Annotated in this window: 11 protein-coding genes and 3 tRNA genes; 1 reads left to right on the plus strand and 13 read right to left on the minus strand. The window is 62.5% G+C overall.

Going from position 1 to position 16,806, the window contains the following annotated elements; translation table 11 throughout:
- Positions 1-338: 338 nt before the first annotated feature.
- The 6 genes from HH213_RS02220 to HH213_RS02245 all read right to left on the minus strand — a co-directional run bounded on the left by HH213_RS02220 (position 339) and on the right by HH213_RS02245 (position 3,185).
- Entirely contained in the window at positions 339-1,031 is a 693-nt protein-coding gene (locus HH213_RS02220; RefSeq protein ID WP_110849043.1) for a DUF3334 family protein, read from the minus strand.
- Between the two features lie 218 nt (positions 1,032-1,249).
- Positions 1,250-1,325: transfer RNA gene (locus HH213_RS02225), tRNA-Asn, on the minus strand.
- 20 nt (positions 1,326-1,345) lie between these two features.
- Positions 1,346-1,421 (minus strand) — tRNA-Asn (locus HH213_RS02230).
- 74 nt (positions 1,422-1,495) lie between these two features.
- On the minus strand, positions 1,496-1,744 hold the full coding sequence (locus tag HH213_RS02235) for a hypothetical protein (RefSeq protein WP_110849044.1): 249 nt from the start codon (positions 1,742-1,744) through the stop codon (positions 1,496-1,498).
- Positions 1,745-1,799: 55 nt separating this feature from the next.
- Positions 1,800-1,875 (minus strand) — tRNA-Asn (locus tag HH213_RS02240).
- Between the two features lie 113 nt (positions 1,876-1,988).
- The gene (locus HH213_RS02245; RefSeq protein ID WP_174864381.1) at positions 1,989-3,185 is read right to left on the minus strand and encodes an amino acid aminotransferase; all 1,197 of its coding nucleotides are present in this window, start codon (positions 3,183-3,185) and stop codon (positions 1,989-1,991) included.
- 78 nt (positions 3,186-3,263) lie between these two features.
- On the opposite strand from HH213_RS02245, the gene uvrB reads away from it, so the two are divergent.
- Positions 3,264-5,372, plus strand: a complete 2,109-nt coding sequence (gene uvrB / locus HH213_RS02250; RefSeq protein ID WP_371875706.1) for an excinuclease ABC subunit UvrB — start codon at positions 3,264-3,266, stop codon at positions 5,370-5,372.
- Between the two features lie 10 nt (positions 5,373-5,382).
- Here the strand turns inward: uvrB and HH213_RS02255 are convergent, their stop codons facing one another.
- From HH213_RS02255 to HH213_RS02285, 7 genes are all read right to left on the minus strand, one after another.
- Positions 5,383-6,324, minus strand: a complete 942-nt coding sequence (locus HH213_RS02255) for an alpha/beta hydrolase (protein ID WP_169110515.1) — start codon at positions 6,322-6,324, stop codon at positions 5,383-5,385.
- Positions 6,325-6,336: 12 nt separating this feature from the next.
- A complete protein-coding gene (locus HH213_RS02260) occupies positions 6,337-6,972 on the minus strand; it encodes an SdpI family protein (protein ID WP_169110517.1) in 636 nt (211 codons plus the stop codon).
- Complete coding sequence (locus HH213_RS02265; protein ID WP_169110519.1) at positions 6,969-7,256, minus strand: autorepressor SdpR family transcription factor; 288 nt, start codon at positions 7,254-7,256, stop codon at positions 6,969-6,971. Before HH213_RS02265 ends, HH213_RS02260 begins: the two co-directional genes overlap by 4 nt.
- A 75-nt stretch (positions 7,257-7,331) precedes the next feature.
- Positions 7,332-8,417 (minus strand): ABC transporter ATP-binding protein, encoded by a 1,086-nt coding sequence (locus HH213_RS02270; RefSeq protein WP_169110521.1) that lies wholly within the window; start codon positions 8,415-8,417, stop codon positions 7,332-7,334.
- Between the two features lie 10 nt (positions 8,418-8,427).
- Positions 8,428-12,246, minus strand: coding sequence for a GH36-type glycosyl hydrolase domain-containing protein (locus HH213_RS02275; protein ID WP_217363485.1), 3,819 nt, complete (start codon positions 12,244-12,246; stop codon positions 8,428-8,430).
- Between the two features lie 5 nt (positions 12,247-12,251).
- Positions 12,252-13,610: a GH1 family beta-glucosidase gene (locus HH213_RS02280; RefSeq protein ID WP_169110523.1), complete on the minus strand. Its 1,359-nt coding sequence runs from the start codon at positions 13,608-13,610 to the stop codon at positions 12,252-12,254.
- A 19-nt stretch (positions 13,611-13,629) separates the two neighbouring features.
- Positions 13,630-16,806, minus strand: coding sequence for a discoidin domain-containing protein (locus HH213_RS02285; protein ID WP_217363486.1), 3,177 nt, complete (start codon positions 16,804-16,806; stop codon positions 13,630-13,632).

The following is a 16,806-nucleotide window of genomic DNA, read 5'->3' on the forward strand; positions in this document are numbered from 1 at the left end:
TGCTTTCTCTTATTTTTGGTCACCACCCGGTCATCTGTCGTGATCGTGGTAGCGCAAGGCCTCTACGCCGTTGCGGAAACTAGCAATAGTGCACTGACTTTTTTGAAAGGCGATATTTTCTTTTATTGATAGTGGGTATTGCAAGCTGAATATATCTAAAACCAAATTAACTGTTAGAAATTCGGTTAAGCATATGCAATAACTGAATATTCAGTGGTTTACGCGTGTCGGCTTGTCCACAGTGTGGTGCGTTCGACAAGCTTGGCGGGGAGATACGGCGGCTGCGCTGTTGCGCAAATGACGCACGGCCAGCGCAGGCTGGCCGTGGTGGGGAGGGGTTACATGCCGAGCGATTTGAGCAATTCGTCGGCTTCGTCATCGGCGGACGACACGGCCGGCGCGCTGGCCGACTTCTGGCTGTCGCGCTCCTGGTCCAGCAGCGCATCCGGATCGCTGATTTCGCTGGAGTCGAAATCGTGCAGACGGATGAACTCGGTGCGGTCGATCGCCAGTTCCAGGTAGAAGATGTTGCTCTTCTCGGTATAGAAGCTGACGCGGCGCATTTCCGGACGGTCCAGCGGGGTATCGACGCTGAGCACGATCTGCTTGTTCAGCACCAGCATTTTCGGCTGATTCTGCGTGATGTTGGTTTGCAGCTCACGGCGGATCTTGCCGGTGAAGTCGCCGACGATCTGGTTCATCAGCTCGCCGAGGATGTTGGACACTTCGTCCGACGTGTGCGAACTGGCCAGTTCCGACTTCGGCATGCCCATGTGCAGCATGTAGCGCTCGTAGATTTCCATCGCGGTATCGGCGGCAAAGTTCAGCACCACTAGGCCGGTAAAGCCGCCGTCAAACAGCACGAAACAGCCGATGTCGGGCTTCAGGCCGACCTTGGTAATCCGCTGCACCATGCCGGAATAATTCACCTTGCTTTGCGTTGCCACATTCAGCACCCGGGTGACCGAGTTGCACAGACTCGACAACAAGTCTTCCGTGCCGTAGACAATCGCTTCGTTTTCGCCGCTCATATTTCTACCTCTGTTACTTTCTTTAGATGAAAACGCATTCCACTCTGTGGCGGAAATCAGATCCAGAATACCGAGGTGCAAGATTCTCGTCTACCTGAATCGTGTGTTTTGTGAACTTTCGGTGCAAAAATGCAAAATCCGTGAACGCCACAATCCGCAAGAAAGAGTCTCTGAAATGCAAAAAGCCCAATCCGCGAAGATTGGGCTTTTCAGTGTTCTGGCTCCCCGACCTGGACTCGAACCAGGGACCTGCGGATTAACAGTCCGTCGCTCTACCAACTGAGCTATCAGGGAATTGTGCTGCTTCTAAATTGTGGCTCCCCGACCTGGACTCGAACCAGGGACCTGCGGATTAACAGTCCGTCGCTCTACCGACTGAGCTATCAGGGAATTGAGGCCCGAATTGTATCGGTCAGAAGCCGATTTGCCTAGAGCTAAAACAGGTTTTTTTAGCCCGATTTAGCTTACTGCCCCAGGCAGATGATCTTGGTGGCGTATTCCTGGGCGCCTGGCTTCTTTTTGGTGGCCCAGGCAATCGCCTCTTCCGCTTCCGCGATGGTCATCACGGTGGCTTTCTCTTTATTCTTGATAAAGGAGACGCCTTCAAACACGCCCTCTTTGCTGCGCATGACCTTGGCGAATACCGGCGGCTTCATGTCGCCGTCGCTGATTTTGTTCTGCTGCACCAGGTAACGCTGATCGTTGTTTTCCATATCAATCATTCAAATGTAAAAAGCCCAACCTCGAAAGATTGGGCTTTTAGTATTCTGGCTCCCCGACCTGGACTCGAACCAGGGACCTGCGGATTAACAGTCCGTCGCTCTACCAACTGAGCTATCAGGGAATAGAGGCAACATTTTATACTGTTTCTTTCACATCAGCAAGATGCGATTTACTGCGGTATTTCATGTTGCCATCCTTCACGTGCTGTACAACGCAGCGCGAAGAAACGAGATTTTAGAGCACTTTGGCGATGGCGTCAATAACGATGTCGATATTGCGCGAATTCAACGCCGCCACGCAAATGCGGCCGGTGTCCACGGCGTAGATCGATTCAGCGCGCAGCTGCTCCACTTGCGCCTTGCTCAGGCCCGAGTACGAGAACATGCCGATCTGGTCGCGCACGAAGGCGAAGTCGTGGCCTTTGGCAGCCAGCTTCTGCACGAACGCTTCGCGCATTTCTTTGATGCGCACGCGCATGCCGGCCAGTTCGTCTTCCCACAGCTGACGCAGTTCCGGCGTGGTCAGCACGGTGGCTACTACCTTGCCGCCGTGTACCGGAGGATTGGAATAGTTGGTGCGCACCACGCGCTTCAGTTGCGACATAAGGCGGGCCGCTTCGTCAGCCGATGCTGCCACCACGCTCAGCGCGCCCACGCGCTCGCCGTACAGCGAGAACGATTTGGAGAACGAGTTCGACACCAGCAGCGGGCCGCCGGTGGCAGCGAAGCGGCGCACCACTTCGCCATCTTCCGCGATGCCGGCGCCAAAGCCCTGGTAAGCCATGTCCAGGAAGGGCACCAGGCCGCCCGAGCTGATGGTGCCGATGACTTCGGTCCACTGGTCTGCGGTCAGGTCGGCGCCGGTCGGGTTGTGGCAGCAGGCGTGCAGCAGCACAATCGAACCGCGCGGCATGGCTTTCAGGTCGGCGATCATGCCGGCGAAATTGACGCCGTGGGTCGCCGCGTCGAAGTACGCGTAGTTATTGACCTTAAAACCGGCGCTTTCAAACAGCGCGCGGTGATTTTCCCAGCTTGGGTCGCTGATATAGACTTCGGCGTCCGGCGCAAAGCGCTTCAGGAAGTCGGCGCCGATCTTCAGGGCGCCGGTGCCGCCGATGGCTTGCACGGTGACCGCACGCTTCTCTTGAATTACAGCGCTGTCGGCGCCAAATACCAGCTCTTGCACTGCCTTGTCGTAGGCCGCCAGACCTTCGATCGGCAGGTAGGTGCGCGGCGCTGGCGTGGCGATCAGGATTTCTTCCGCTTTCTGTACGCACGATAGCAGAGGCACCTTACCGTTATCGTCATAATAAACACCAACACCCAGATTGATTTTGTTCTGGTTGATGTCGGCGTTAAACGCCTCGGTAATACCCAGGATAGGGTCGCGCGGTGCCATGTCGATGGCGCTGAACAAGCTAGGATTCGTCATGATAAGATTGGATTCGATTGGAAGCGGTTCGCAGCAGAGATGTATAGACAGCGCCCCTAAAATACCGACTTCAGGCCGCTGGCAGGCCATTATTCTAACAAAGGTCTGAGCACGATGGCTGATTTACCTGTAGCAGAATTCCCCAAGGCAACCGTGGTGACGTTCCCCGATTCGCCGTTCAAATTGCACCAGCCCTTCCCGCCCGCCGGCGACCAGCCGGTGGCGATCGACCAGCTGTGCGAAGGCATCGACGATGGCCTGTTCTTCCAGACACTGCTGGGCGTGACCGGTTCCGGCAAGACCTATACAATGGCCAACGTGATCGCCCGCAAGGGCCGTCCGGCCATCGTGTTCGCGCCGAACAAGACGCTGGCGGCGCAGCTGTACTCGGAGTTCCGCGAATTCTTCCCGGAGAACGCGGTCGAATACTTCGTCTCCTACTACGATTACTACCAGCCGGAAGCCTACGTGCCGCAGCGCGACCTGTTCATTGAAAAGGATTCGTCCATCAATGAGCATATCGAGCAGATGCGCCTGTCGTGCACCAAGTCGCTGATGGAGCGGCGCGACGTGGTGATCGTGGCGACCGTGTCGGCCATCTACGGTATCGGTAATCCAAACGAATACCACCAGATGATTTTGACGCTGCGCCAGAAGGATCGCGTCTCGCAGCGCGACATCATCGCGCGCCTGATCCAGATGCAGTACACGCGCAATGAAGTGGACTTCGGGCGCGGCACCTTCCGCGTACGCGGCGATACGCTCGACATCTTCCCGGCCGAGAATGCGGACCTCGCGGTGCGCCTCGACCTGTTCGACGACGAACTGGAATCGATCCAGCTGTTCGATCCGCTGACCGGCCGCGTCAAGCAGAAGATTCCGCGCTTCACCGTGTATCCCGGCTCGCACTACGTGACGCCGCGCTCCACCGTGCTGCGCGCGATCGAGACCATCAAGCTGGAACTGCGCGACCGGCTGGAGTTCTTCCGCAAGGAGAACAAGCTGATTGAGGAACAGCGCCTGGAACAGCGCACCCGCTTCGACCTGGAGATGATGGCGGAAATTGGCTTCACCAAGGGCATCGAGAACTACTCGCGTCACCTCAGCGGCGCCATGCCGGGCGAACCGCCGCCAACGCTGGTGGACTATCTGCCGAAAGACGCGCTGATGTTCATGGACGAGTCGCACGTGCTGGTGGGCCAGTTGAGCGCAATGTACAACGGCGACCGTTCGCGCAAGACCAACCTGGTCGACTACGGCTTCCGCCTGCCGTCGGCGCTGGACAACCGTCCGCTGAAATTCGAGGAATTCGAAGGCAAGATGCGGCAGACCATCTTTGTCTCCGCCACGCCGGCCGAATACGAAAAGTCCCATGCCGACCAGGTGGTAGAGCAAGTGGTGCGGCCGACTGGCCTGGTAGACCCGCTGGTGATCGTACGCCCTGCCCTGTCGCAGGTGGACGATCTGATGTCCGAGATCACAGACCGCGTCGCCAAGAACGAGCGCGTGCTGGTGACCACGCTGACCAAGCGCATGTCCGAACAGCTGACCGAGTACCTGAGCGACCATGGCATCAAGGTGCGCTACCTGCACAGCGATATCGAAACCGTGGAGCGCGTCGAGTTACTGCGCGACCTGCGCATCGGCACCTTTGATGTGCTGGTCGGGATTAACTTGCTGCGCGAGGGTCTGGACTTGCCGGAGGTGTCGTTGGTGGCGATTCTGGACGCGGACAAGGAAGGCTTCCTGCGTTCCGATCGCTCGCTGATCCAGACCATCGGCCGCGCGGCGCGTAACCTGAACGGCGTCGCTATTCTGTACGCTGACCGCATGACCGATTCGATGGAGCGCGCCATCGGCGAGACCGAACGCCGGCGCGCCAAGCAGATCGCCTTCAATGAAGCCAACGGCATCGTGCCGCGCGGCGTGAAGAAGATCATCAAGGACATGATTGATGGTGTCTACAACGAGAAGGACGCGAAGGAAACGCTGGAGGTGGCGCAGGAAGCGGCCAAGTACGAATCGATGAGCGAGAAGCAGATCAGCAAGGAGATCAAGCGGCTGGAGAAAGCCATGCTGGATCACGCGAAGAATCTGGAATTCGAAAAGGCCGCGCAAGTGCGCGACCAGCTGCACCTCCTCAAGCAGCAACTGTTCGGCGCACCAGGCGCCGACAATATCGCCTGATACCCCGTGCTTACGGCGCCTTGACGAAGCTGCTCAAGGCGTCGATCAGTTGCGGCGCCACCGGCAGCGTCGGCGTAGCGTAAGAATTCATTTGCTGGGCCTCGTCATCCGGCACCAGTTTCAGGATGTGGTTCATGCCGTCGACGGTCACCAGCCGGGCCTTCGGCGCAGCTTCCGCCAGCGCCTTGGCGTCGTCCGCCTTAACCTGCATGTCGGTGCTGCCTTGCAGGATCAGTACCGGCATTTTTAACGCGGCGATGGCTTTGCGCGGGTCGTGCTGTAGCGCGGAGATCAGATAGGGCTGCACGTCCGGGTTATACACCGACATCAGTGGCGGCGGCACATTACTGGTGGTTTTTCCGGCCTTGAGCTCATCCAGAATGCGGTCGCTTTCAGCCTGCATTGGCGGCGGCAATTGCTCCTTCATCTGTTCGCGCAGCAGTTCTTCGACCGAACGGCCGGTGCCCGCGATCAGTACGCAGGCATCGGCCCCGCCCTGCTCGCAAGCTTCGGACGCGATCAATGCGCCTTCGCCATGACCGGCCATCACCACGCGCGAAAAGCGCGCATCGCTGCGCAACTTTTTCAGCCACGCCGTAGCGTCGCCGATGCAGTCATCCAGGCGCAGATCCTCTTCCTTCCACACTGGCAGCGCGCTGGCGGCGACGCCGCGCTTGTCGTAGCGGATCGAGGCGATGCCTTTCTTTGCCAACGCTTCGGCCAGCAAGCGCAAGGCATCGTTGGCGCCGAACTGCGTGGTGCTGTTGCCATCGCGGTCGGTGGGGCCGGCGTCGGCGTGCAGCACCACCACCGGGACTTTGCCGCTCACGCCATCCGGTGTCAGCTCGGTGCCATAGACGGCGCCGCCGCCCACTTCCACCGATACCGGCCGTTGCGCAGCCATCGCCGATACCGACACCATCAACAACGGCAACATGAATTTGAAACGCATACTTTTCTCCAATTACTGAGGAAGACGTTTATACAGCAGCAGCGAATAAGCTGCCGCCAGCGGCGCCCATGCACTCATCAGCACCAACAGCACCCAGTACGGGGCGGCCAGCCACACGGCCAGCAGGCCAAGCAAGCCGCTGGCCACCATCAGCCGCGCCGCCAGTCGATGGGTGGCGTACCACACCGCTTCGCTGGCCAGCGTCCACGGCGTGCGGATGCCGATGAAGAAGTTGCGGCGTACCTTACCCATTGAGTTGCCGATCAAAACCTGCGCCAGCAAGATCAGGGCAAGCAGTACGCGTACCGTCGGCAGCTGCACACCCAGCGCGCCGCATAGCATGATAATCTCGATGCCGCCAAATAGCGCCACCACCGCCGCCATGATATAGCTATAGGTCTCCGGGAAGCTTTTCACTTCAAATTTTTCGGGCGACAGCCACGGTATCGCCATCGCAAACAGCAGCATGCCGGTCATGGTGCCCGGACCGGCCAGCCACAGTTGCCAGCGTCCGCCGTAGCCATTGACCTTGCCGGCCGCGTTCCAGTGCACCGGAATGATTTCGGGCAGCGACGAATAGTAATACGCGGTGACGGCCGCCATGGCCAGGATCATCAAGAAGCACAGCATGATTGCGCGTGGCTTCATTTTTTTCTCCCCTTGGTATCGGCGCCGGCCAGGTCCATCATCCAGGACAGCACGTCTTGCAGCACGGTCGTATTGAGTCCATACCAGATGGTCTGCCCTTCGCGCCGACGCGTGATCAGGTCCGCTTCCGCCAGCACCGAGAAATGGTGCGACATGGTCGGCTTGCTAATGTCGAACTGCTGCGCCAGATCGCCGGCCGTCATCTCGCCGTTGCGCAGCAGGCGCAGGATCTCGCGCCGGGCGGGATCGGCAATGGCTTTGAAGGCGCTGTTGGAAGCATTCATTAGGCATACATCTAATTAGACAGTTATCTAAATATAGGCCGTTTTAAAAGCCGGGTCAAGTCCCGGCCTGCGCAATCAAGGCAGCGCAACGCCTTCCTGATCGAACACATGCCAGCGCTCCGGTGCTACCCGCACCCGCGCCATCTGGCCATTCTTCCACAGCGCCTCGGCATCGACGCGGGCGATGAACTGCGTGGTGCCACCGTCCGGCGTCAGATAGACGTAGCTGGCGTCGCCCAGCAACTCGGCCGCCTGCACCACCACATGGATGCCGTCGCTGTCGCTGGCCGGCTCCAACGCCATGTGTTCGGCCCGGACGCCGAGCGTTACGCCGGCGCCGGTCGCCACTCCGGCGCGCGCCGCCACCACCACCAAGGCGCCGCCGGCCACGCGCACCATCATCCGCCCTTGATTCATCTCTTCAACCCCGCCGCTGATCAGGTTCATCGCCGGCGATCCGAGAAAACCGGCCACAAACAGATTGGCCGGCTTCTGGTACAACTCCAGCGGCGCGCCGACCTGCTCCACCACACCGCCACGCAGAACCACAATGCGGTCGGCCAACGTCATCGCCTCCACCTGATCGTGGGTCACGTAAATCATCGTGCTACGCAGCGTGCGGTGCAGGTTCTTTAACTCGATGCGCATCTGCACCCGCAACGCCGCATCCAGATTGGATAGCGGCTCATCGAACAGGAACACCTCCGGCTGGCGCACAATCGCGCGGCCTATCGCCACGCGCTGCCGCTGGCCGCCGGACAGCTCTTTCGGCTTGCGCAGCAATAGCGGCTCGATGCGCAGGATGGCTGCCGCCTGCATCACTTTTTCGCGAATGGCCTCCGGCGTCAAACCCGCCAGCTTGAGCGCAAAGCCCATATTGTCGTACACCGTCATGTGCGGATATAGCGCATAACTCTGGAACACCATGGCAATGCCGCGCTGCGCCGGCGGCACGTGCGTCATGTCCTTCCCGCCAATCCGCACCGCGCCTTCGTCGACAGTCTCCAATCCGCAGATCGTGCGCAGCAGCGTCGACTTGCCGCAGCCCGACGGTCCGACGAACACCACGAACTCGCCATCGGCGATGCTCAGATCAATGCCGCGCAAAATCGGTTGCTGGCCGAAACCCTTGCGGACACCTTGAATCTCCAGTCCTGCCATGCGCTTCCCCTTAACCCAACAGCACTTCGATACGATGCAAGCCGTCGCCCTGCGACAACGGAATGCGCGCCGCGCCGGCTTGCGGCGCCAGCGACACGCCGTCCAGCGTAACGCCCACTACCTGACCCGCGCAGCCCTGCGGATTGTGCACCACGATCTGATAGCTGGCGCCATCCGGCGCGGCGTATTGGATGCTGAACTCCGGCCAGTCATCCGGCACGCGCGGCGACAATACGATGTGTGTGCCAGCCTCGATGCTGAAGCCCAGCACCGACTCCAGCCCGACGCGGAACATCCAGCCGGACGATCCGGTGTACCACGTCCAGCCGCCGCGTCCCACATGCGGCGCCTCGCCATAGACGTCTGCCGCAATCACATACGGCTCGACCTGATACACCGCGACAGCGGCCGGATCGAGCGCGTGACTGACAGGGCTGATCATTTCCAGCAGCCGCGCGGCGCGGTCGCGGCGGCCCGCTTCGGCCATGGCGCGCACCGCCCAGCAGGCGGCATGCGTGTACTGGCCGCCGTTCTCGCGCACGCCGGCCACGTAGCCTTTGATGTAGCCGGGATCATTGGGCGTGTTGACGAAGGCAGGCGTCAGCAGCCGGATCAGGCCATCGTGTTCGGAGATCAGCCGCTGTTCCATCGCATCCAGCGCCTGGCTGGCGCGCTGCGCCGGCGCTGCGCCGGAGATCACCGCCCAGGCCTGAGCCAGCGCGTCGATCTGGCATTCGTCGCTGTCCTTCGAGCCGATGACGGCGCCGTTGTCGTAGAAGGCGCGGCGATACCAGTCGCCGTCCCAGCCATCGGCATTCAGCGCGTAGTCCAGATGATCGTGGTAGGCGCGGTAGATGGTCACGCGTGCGTGGTCGCCGCGCTGTTCGCAGATCGGCAGGAAATCCTTGATGATGCGCGACAGGAAAAAGCCCATCCACACGCTCTCGCCCCGCCCTTCGCGGCCGACGCGGTTCATGCCGTCATTCCAGTCGCCGGTGCCCATCAACGGCAGGCCGTGCGCGCCCTGCGTCAGCGAGCGGTCCAGTGCGCGGCAGCAGTGTTCATAGATATCGGCGCTTTCGCCTGACAGTTCGGGCTTCAGGTAAACTTCGTCCTCGCCATCCTCCAGGTGCCGCGCGGTCAGGAACGGCTCCACTTCATCCAGCACGCTGCGGTCGCCGGTGGTGTGGACATAGAAAGCGGTGATGTAGGGCAGCCATAACAGATCGTCCGAGAAGCGCGTGCGCAGCCCCTGCTCCATCGGCGCGGTGTGCCACCAGTGCAGCACATCGCCTTCCACGAACTGATGGGCGGCGTGGATGCGGATCTGCTGGCGCGTCAGGTCGGGACGGGCATAAATCATGGCGCTGGAATCCTGCAACTGGTCGCGGTACCCCAGCGCGCCGCCGGACTGATAGAAGGCCGAGCGGCCCCAGATGCGGCAACTCAGGTTCTGATAGGCCAACCAGCCATTCAGCATCAGGTCAACTGCCGGCGCCGGCGTGCGCACCTGCACCGCGCCGACGGTCTTGCGCCAGAAGGCGGTAATCTCGTCGTAAGCCTGCTGCACCGCGCCGGGCGTCGAATAGCGCCGTACCAGCTCCAGCGCGGCGTTGCGCTCCACAGTCTCGCCGAGCAGGAAAACGCATTCCAGCGTGGCGCCCGGCGCCAGCTCCTGCACCACCTGCAAGGCCGCGCAGGGATCGAGTCCCGCGCCGCTGACGCCATCCAGCCGGGGCGCGGCCAATGCCGCCGGTTGCGCCGTGCTGCCATGCAGGCCGATAAACGCGGCGCGGTCGGCGCTGTGATGCACTGCGGCGTTATCTGCCGCCAAGGCGGCGGCGAAGGTCACGCCGTCTGCAAATACCCCGGCCAATGGATTGGTCGCCAGCAGCACGCCAGCAGGATCGTGTTCGGTCACGACAAAGCGGCTGCTGTCGGCGGGCGTGCCGCCCAACACCAGGCGCTGATACGAGAACAGCGACAGGCGGCGCGCGGTATCGCCATGATTGGTCACCCGCACGCGCACCAGTTTCACCGGATCGTGACGTGGCACGAACATCGTGGTTTGCTGCTCCAACCCATGGCTGATATGGCGGAAGCGCGTATAGCCAAAGCCGTGCGCCGCTTCGTAGCCTGCGCATGCCGTCGCCGGACCGGGTACCGGCGACCAGAATTGGCCGTTGTCTTCGTCGCGCACATATAACGCCTCGCCATGCGGATCGCGTATCGGATCGTTATACCACGGCGTCAGGCGATGCACGCGGCTGTTGCGGCTCCAGGTGTAGCCCGCACCGCTGTCGCTGACCAGGAAGCCGAAATGTTCGTTGGAGATGGCGTTGGTCCACGCCAGCGGCGGGCGATGCAGGCCGCGATCGGCGTCCCAGTCCATGCGGATCACATATTCATCGCCCGCTTCAGTGAAGCCGCCGTTGCCGTTAAAGAAGCGTAGCGCTGCATCGCTGCTGACTGCGGCCGGGCCGTTGGCCAGCGTGGCTTTGGGCGTATTTGACGCAATCGGCGTGGAAAGCGCTGCGCCATCGGACGTGTCCAGCGCTGGCAAGCCATCGCGCACCACGAGCAGAGCATTCAGTTCGATATGCGCCAGATCGGCAGTCGACAGGCTGGCATGATCGCGGACGTGCAGACCGTCGTCAGTGGCCCAGGCGCCGTCGCCCCCCAGCAGCAGCACGTTGAAGTGCAGCCCCATTGCGGCCCAGTAGCGGCGCGCCTGCAGCACCAGTTCCACATCAGCGTCACCAGGCCGCGTGGCCCACAGCAGCACATCGATCGGCGGCAGGCCGTGCGCCGCCGCGCCAACTTCACCGGTGGCTACGCCCGCGTCAATTGGCGCGGCGATCAGGCCGCTGGCCACGGCAATTGCCGCTGGTGGCAGACGCAGGCCCGCTTGGCCATACAGCATCGCGCCTGCCAGTCGTTGGCAGTATGCAGCCTGCTCCGCGCTCAGGCCAATCTGCTGGCGCAGCGCTTCGCCGGCGGTGCGCGCGGCGGCAAGCAGCGGCAGGCCATCCCCGCTCGCCGCGCTGACCAGCGCCAGCGCCTGATCGCGACTGGGTGCTGCACCGAGCACGAACACCACGCGCGCCTGTCCGCCCGGGGCCAGCGCCACGCTGCGGCGCAGGCTGAAAGCCGGGTCCAGCACATTGCCTGCGGTGCCGGACAAGGCGCCATCCATCCCCACCGGCGTGCGCAGATCGCGGCCACGGCCGACAAAGCGCGTGCGGTCCGTTTCAAAGCCGGCGGCCTCGCCACCGGCGGCGGCATGCACCATCCACAGTCCGGCCTCGCCCTCGCCTCGTGGGCGGCGGTGCGCCAGTAGCGCTCCACTGCCGGCATCATGCTCGGTCTGCACAAACAATTTTGAGAACGCAGGATGCCCTGCTTCCTCGGACTGGCGGTTCAGCACCACTTCCAGATAGCTGGTCAGCTCAATCTTGCGCGCGCGGTCCGACAGGTTACTAAGCAGGATGCTGCGCACCTCCACGTCCCGCTCAGGATCGAGCGCCGCTTCCAGGCGCGCCTCGATGCCATCAGCGGTGGCGCTGATCCAGCAACTGCCGGCATCACCGCCAGCGGCGCGTTGCGCGGCGACGCCGCCACCGGGCTGCGCGCCCAGCGGCCAATGCCTGCCGCTTTCGGTATCGCGCAGGTAGAAGAAGTAGCCTTCCGCGTCTTCAATGCGGTCGCCATTCCAGCGCGACAGCGTGGTGTCGCCAACACGGCTGAAGCCCGTGCCGGCGCCGGTCAGCAAAGTGGTGAAGCTGCCGTTCGACAGCAATTGCGCATGGCGCATCAGTACATTGGTCATGGTCGTTATACGGTTGGGTTCAGGCAGGCGCCATTGCTGGCGACGATATCGGCATACAGGTAGGCGCTGTCTTTCAGCGTGCGCTGCTGCGTTTCGAAATTCACATGGACGATGCCGAAGCGCTTGGCAAAGCCCAGCGACCACTCCAAGTTGTCGAGCAGCGACCACACCATGTAGCCGCGCACATCGACACCCTGCGCCAGCGCATTGCTCAGGGCTTGCATATTCTTGCGCAGACAATCGATCCGCAGCGGATCGTGCACGCGGCCGTTCTCCGCGTTCGGCGGATCGTAGAACGCTGAACCGTTTTCCATGATGTACACCGGCATGGGGCCATAACGCTGAGTGAAGGTGGTCAGCGTGTCGGTCAGTCCTTGCGGGAAGACTTCCCAGCCGGTTTCGGTGTAGGTGGCTTGCGGCTGGCGCACCGGGGCCACCTTCAGCGGCCAGTTGGACGGCTCGTTGCGCACCACGCTGCGCGTGTAGTAATTGATGCCGACGAAATCCAGCTTCTGGCCGATCAGATCGAAATCGGCCGCCGGCCAGTCCGGCCAGGCGTCGCCGAACATCTGCTTCAGCTCCGGTGGGTAACTGCCGAGAAAAATCGGATCGAGGTACTGGCGATTCATATAGGCGTCGGCACGGCGGGTCGCGTCAAGGTCTTCCTGCGACTGGCTGGCGGGGTACTTCGGTTCGATATTGACGACGATGCCGATCTGATGCCGCCCGATTTCGCGGTAGGCCTGGACGGCACTGCCGTGCGCACGCATCAGGTTATGGCTGGCCAACGCCGCCTCGTGCAGGTTGCGATGCCCCGGCGCCAGCGTGCCGTGCATGTAGCCGCCGTCCGTCACCACCCAGGGTTCGTTCAGGGTGGCCCAGGATTTGACGCGTCCATCGAAGGCCTTGAACAGGATGCGCGTGTAGTCCGTGAACCAGTCGGCGATATCGGGATTGAGCCAGCCGCCGCGATCGTCCAGCGCGGCCGGCAAGTCCCAGTGATACAGCGTCACCATCGGCTCGATCCCATGCGCCAGCAACTCGTCAATCAGTTTGCTGTAGAAATCCAGCCCGGGCTGATTGACCGCGCCACGCCCCTGCGGCAGGATGCGGCTCCACGATACACTGAAGCGGTAGGCTTTCAGCCCCAGTCTGGCCATCAGCGCCACGTCTTCCTTGTAGCGGTTGTAATGGTCGCAGGCGATGTCACCGTTGTCGCCGTCACGCACGTTGCCGGGCACCGCGCAGAAGCGCTGCCAGATACTCGGTCCCGCGCCATCGGCCAGCGGCGAGCCTTCGATCTGGTAGGCGGAAGTGGCGCTACCCCAAATGAAATCAGGCGGAAAATGAATCGGTTTGCTCATGTGTCGATATCCCTGAAAGTTAAAACGGCGCGCCATCGATATGCAGGACCGCTGGCAGACTGGTAATGGCGATCTGGCGGCCTTGCCATGTCACCGGCTGGCCGTTGAGGCTAGACGCAGCAGGAGCGGCAGGCCACGGCCAGGTGTAGATCAAGCCGCCGGGCGGCATCTTTGCCATCGCCGCAATGCGCAACGTGAGCTGCCCCCCTTGCCGCGCCAGCGTGTAGCTGAGCGGCCCATACGGCGTGCGCAGGCCTTGGAGGCCGACGCCGTCGCCGGCCAGCCATGCAGTCGGTACGCCCTCCGCCAGCAGCAGCGCGTGATCGGCTTCACGTTCGTAGGCGAAGGAATCGAGCGCGGCGCGAATGTAGTCCGACGAGATCCAGCCATGCGGCATGTCGCCGAGGAAGCGCGGCGCGCGCGCATCGCGGCCTACCACTTCGGCCCACTGGTTCCAGGCGCGGGGGCGCTGGTCGGCGTAGAAGTAGTCCAGCAGTTCCGTCGCGCGCTCGCGCCAGCCAAGACGAATGAAGGCGCTAACGTTACGCAGTTCATAGGGCGTATAGTCTTCCCAGGCTTTGCTGCCGTCGCGGCGCGCGCGGAAGAAGTCCCAGTATTTTTCGTAGGTTGCCTTGAGCATCGCAGCCGGCAGTTGCTGCTGCTCGCCGCCGGGCGTCAGTGCGATGGTGGAGGATGTCGGGTCGAAGTCGCCCAGCTCCGCCGCTCCGGGCAGGTAGTCGATGCCGTGCGCGCGGGTGCTGGCCTCCAGCGACGCGTAAAGGTCGTGACGGAATTCGTCGCGCTGTGCTGCCAGACGTTGTGCGGCGGCGGTATGACCGAGGACTGCGGCGACGTCGGCGGCGTCCTTGTAGCCACGCATGGCCCAGAAATCGTCCCAGTAGGAGTGCATCGGCTTTTCCGAGTAGCCTTCGTGACTGATCGAGGCGGGCATCAGGCCAAATAGCGCTTCCCGGCCGGCGGCACGATTGGCGTCCATGCGCTCGGACTGGCGCAGCTTTTCCATGTAGTTTGCGGCAGCCTCGATGCGCGGCCAGGCGGCGGCCAATGCGGCTTTGTCCTGCGTGTAGCGATGCAGTTCAGCGGCCAGGAATATCAGTTCACCATGGCTGTCGTTTTCCGGCACCGGATCGGCGCCGCGCGAGTCCACGCAGCACGGCACCTTACCGTTATCGAACTGGTATGGCGCGTACCAGCGCAGATAGCTGGCGGCGGTTTCCGCCTGACCGAGACGCAGCAACGCCTCGGACATCATGGCGCCATCGCGTATCCAGGAGCGGCGGTAGGACCGGGTTCCTGGCTGCAGCGCGTCGCCTTCACGCGTCATCAGGATGTGGGCCAGCGAGGAGCGCAGCGTATCGGCCATGTGCTGGCCGGAGGCCGGCAGCGAGAGCTTGACCTGATTGAGTCTGGCGCGCCAGCCGGCGGCGACCTGCTCCTGCTGTCTGGTGAGCCAACCGGCTGGATCGCGCTGCGGCGCCAGCCTGGCGGGAGCCGGGCTGGCCGCTTCGCCCGCCATCGGTAACACGGCGCCCAGCACCACGCTTCCGTGCGGTGGCAGCGTGACGTCATAGCTGAGCGCAGCGGAAGCCATGCCAACGTCATCGTGCAACGCCTGTCCGCTTGCCGGCGACGGGGCATTGCGCATTGCAGTCGCGCGCTCGGCTGGCAGCAAGCCCGCATCGAACGAAGCCAGCGCGATGCCGGCAGGCTGTGTAAGCGGATAGACCTTGCCGCTGCCGTTGATGGTAAGCGCCTTGCCGTCCCATTGCAGATCGGTGATCGCGCTATAGCCCCCAGGCGTGTTGAGAAACTGGCGCGGCGCGTTGACCTGGAACGGACGCGCAGCTAGCACCAGCGTCAGTTTCTTCACCTTCGCGTCCAGATTGGTCAGCGTGTAACGCGCCAGCAGTTGCGACACTGCTGGGGTGCCGGCGGCAGCAGCGGTCACGCTCAGCGTCCATGACGGATGGCGCCACGTCACCGTCGGCACTGGCAGGTAACCGTCCTCCAGGCTTTGGCTGACTTCCACGTCGGCCCAGCTAAATAGTCGGTCACCATCGCGCACAAACGGCTCAAGCGAAAAGCCGCCCTGTTTCGCCTCCAGCGCGCCGTCTTCGGAAATCAGCGCACTGTGGTCGCCGCCGCCGTCGACGCCAACCAGCGTCCAGTAAGGCTGCTCGCCGCTGAAGCCGCGCGGATACAGGCCGCGTGCCGCGCTGGCGGCCACCGCCGACAGGAACTGGTTCGGCGTGGCGCCGTAAGCCAGGTCTTTCAGTTCCACTTCCGCCAGCGCGTAGCCATCGGCATTTGCGGCGGGGCCGGCGTGCAGCGCCAGGCGGATGTAGCGCGCCTCCGACTCCGGCAAGCGCAAGGCATCGTCGCCGCCGTTACCTTCTGCGACGCGACGTACCGTGCGCCACTGTTGGGCGTCGTCGGAAAGGGCTACATCATAGCGACTGGCATAACGGCGGCCTTGCCAGTGCAGCAGCAGGCCGCCGAATTCGCGCTGCGCGCCGAGGTCGATGACCAGCTGCTGCTCGCCGCCGGCACTGCGCCAGGCGCTGGCTGGGTTGCCGTCCAGGGCCAGCGCCGCACCACCGCGCGGCAATGCCGATGATGCGCGCGCCGTCGGCTGCGGCCACACAGCCGGCGTTGGCGGCAAAGCGCGAATCGTCAGCTGCCGCAAGTAGATCGAACCTTTGCCGCCGCCACTGCCGGCGCTGACGACGAATTCCAGCTTGTCGGCGTGGCTCAGGTTGCGATCTTTGGTCGGTCCCCAGGCGAATGCGATCTGGCGTTTCTTGACTCGCACCAGTTGCCATTGTTTGGGGAAGGCATAGTTTTGCTGCTGGAACCACCAGACGTTGTCGCCGCTGGCATCGGTCAGCTTGAACTCGAAATGGTTGGCCGGCGCGTCGGCCCGCACATAGAAAGAAATTTCGTAATTGTCCGGCAAATCGAGCGGCAGGCTGCGGCGCGCGAAGGCGTATCCTCCCTTGCCGGCGAAGTCGAAATCAAGCCGCAGGCCGCCGTCCGCGGCACTGGCGCGGGATTGCACGCCGTCGGAGGCCTGCGCCTGCCATGCTGCGATGTTGGAAAAATCGTCCAGCACGCGTGGCGACGCGGCCAGCGCGGCGCCCGCAGTCAGCATCAGGGCCAGGAATGCGCTCGGCAT

This window comes from Duganella dendranthematis (assembly GCF_012849375.1).
Lineage (GTDB): Bacteria > Pseudomonadota > Gammaproteobacteria > Burkholderiales > Burkholderiaceae_D > Rugamonas > Rugamonas dendranthematis.

Coding starts and splice junctions, on each gene's coding strand:
- HH213_RS02235 (WP_110849044.1), bottom strand. CDS start 1,744: ATGGAAAACAACGATCAGCGTTACCTGGTGCAGCAGAACAAAATCAGC.
- HH213_RS02245 (WP_174864381.1), bottom strand. CDS start 3,185: ATGACGAATCCTAGCTTGTTCAGCGCCATCGACATGGCACCGCGCGAC.
- HH213_RS02270 (WP_169110521.1), bottom strand. CDS start 8,417: ATGGCAGGACTGGAGATTCAAGGTGTCCGCAAGGGTTTCGGCCAGCAA.
- HH213_RS02285 (WP_217363486.1), bottom strand. CDS start 16,806: ATGCCGAGCGCATTCCTGGCCCTGATGCTGACTGCGGGCGCCGCGCTG.
- HH213_RS02260 (WP_169110517.1), bottom strand. CDS start 6,972: ATGAAGCCACGCGCAATCATGCTGTGCTTCTTGATGATCCTGGCCATG.
- HH213_RS02255 (WP_169110515.1), bottom strand. CDS start 6,324: ATGCGTTTCAAATTCATGTTGCCGTTGTTGATGGTGTCGGTATCGGCG.
- HH213_RS02265 (WP_169110519.1), bottom strand. CDS start 7,256: ATGAATGCTTCCAACAGCGCCTTCAAAGCCATTGCCGATCCCGCCCGG.
- HH213_RS02275 (WP_217363485.1), bottom strand. CDS start 12,246: ATGACCAATGTACTGATGCGCCATGCGCAATTGCTGTCGAACGGCAGC.
- HH213_RS02220 (WP_110849043.1), bottom strand. CDS start 1,031: ATGAGCGGCGAAAACGAAGCGATTGTCTACGGCACGGAAGACTTGTTG.
- HH213_RS02280 (WP_169110523.1), bottom strand. CDS start 13,610: ATGAGCAAACCGATTCATTTTCCGCCTGATTTCATTTGGGGTAGCGCC.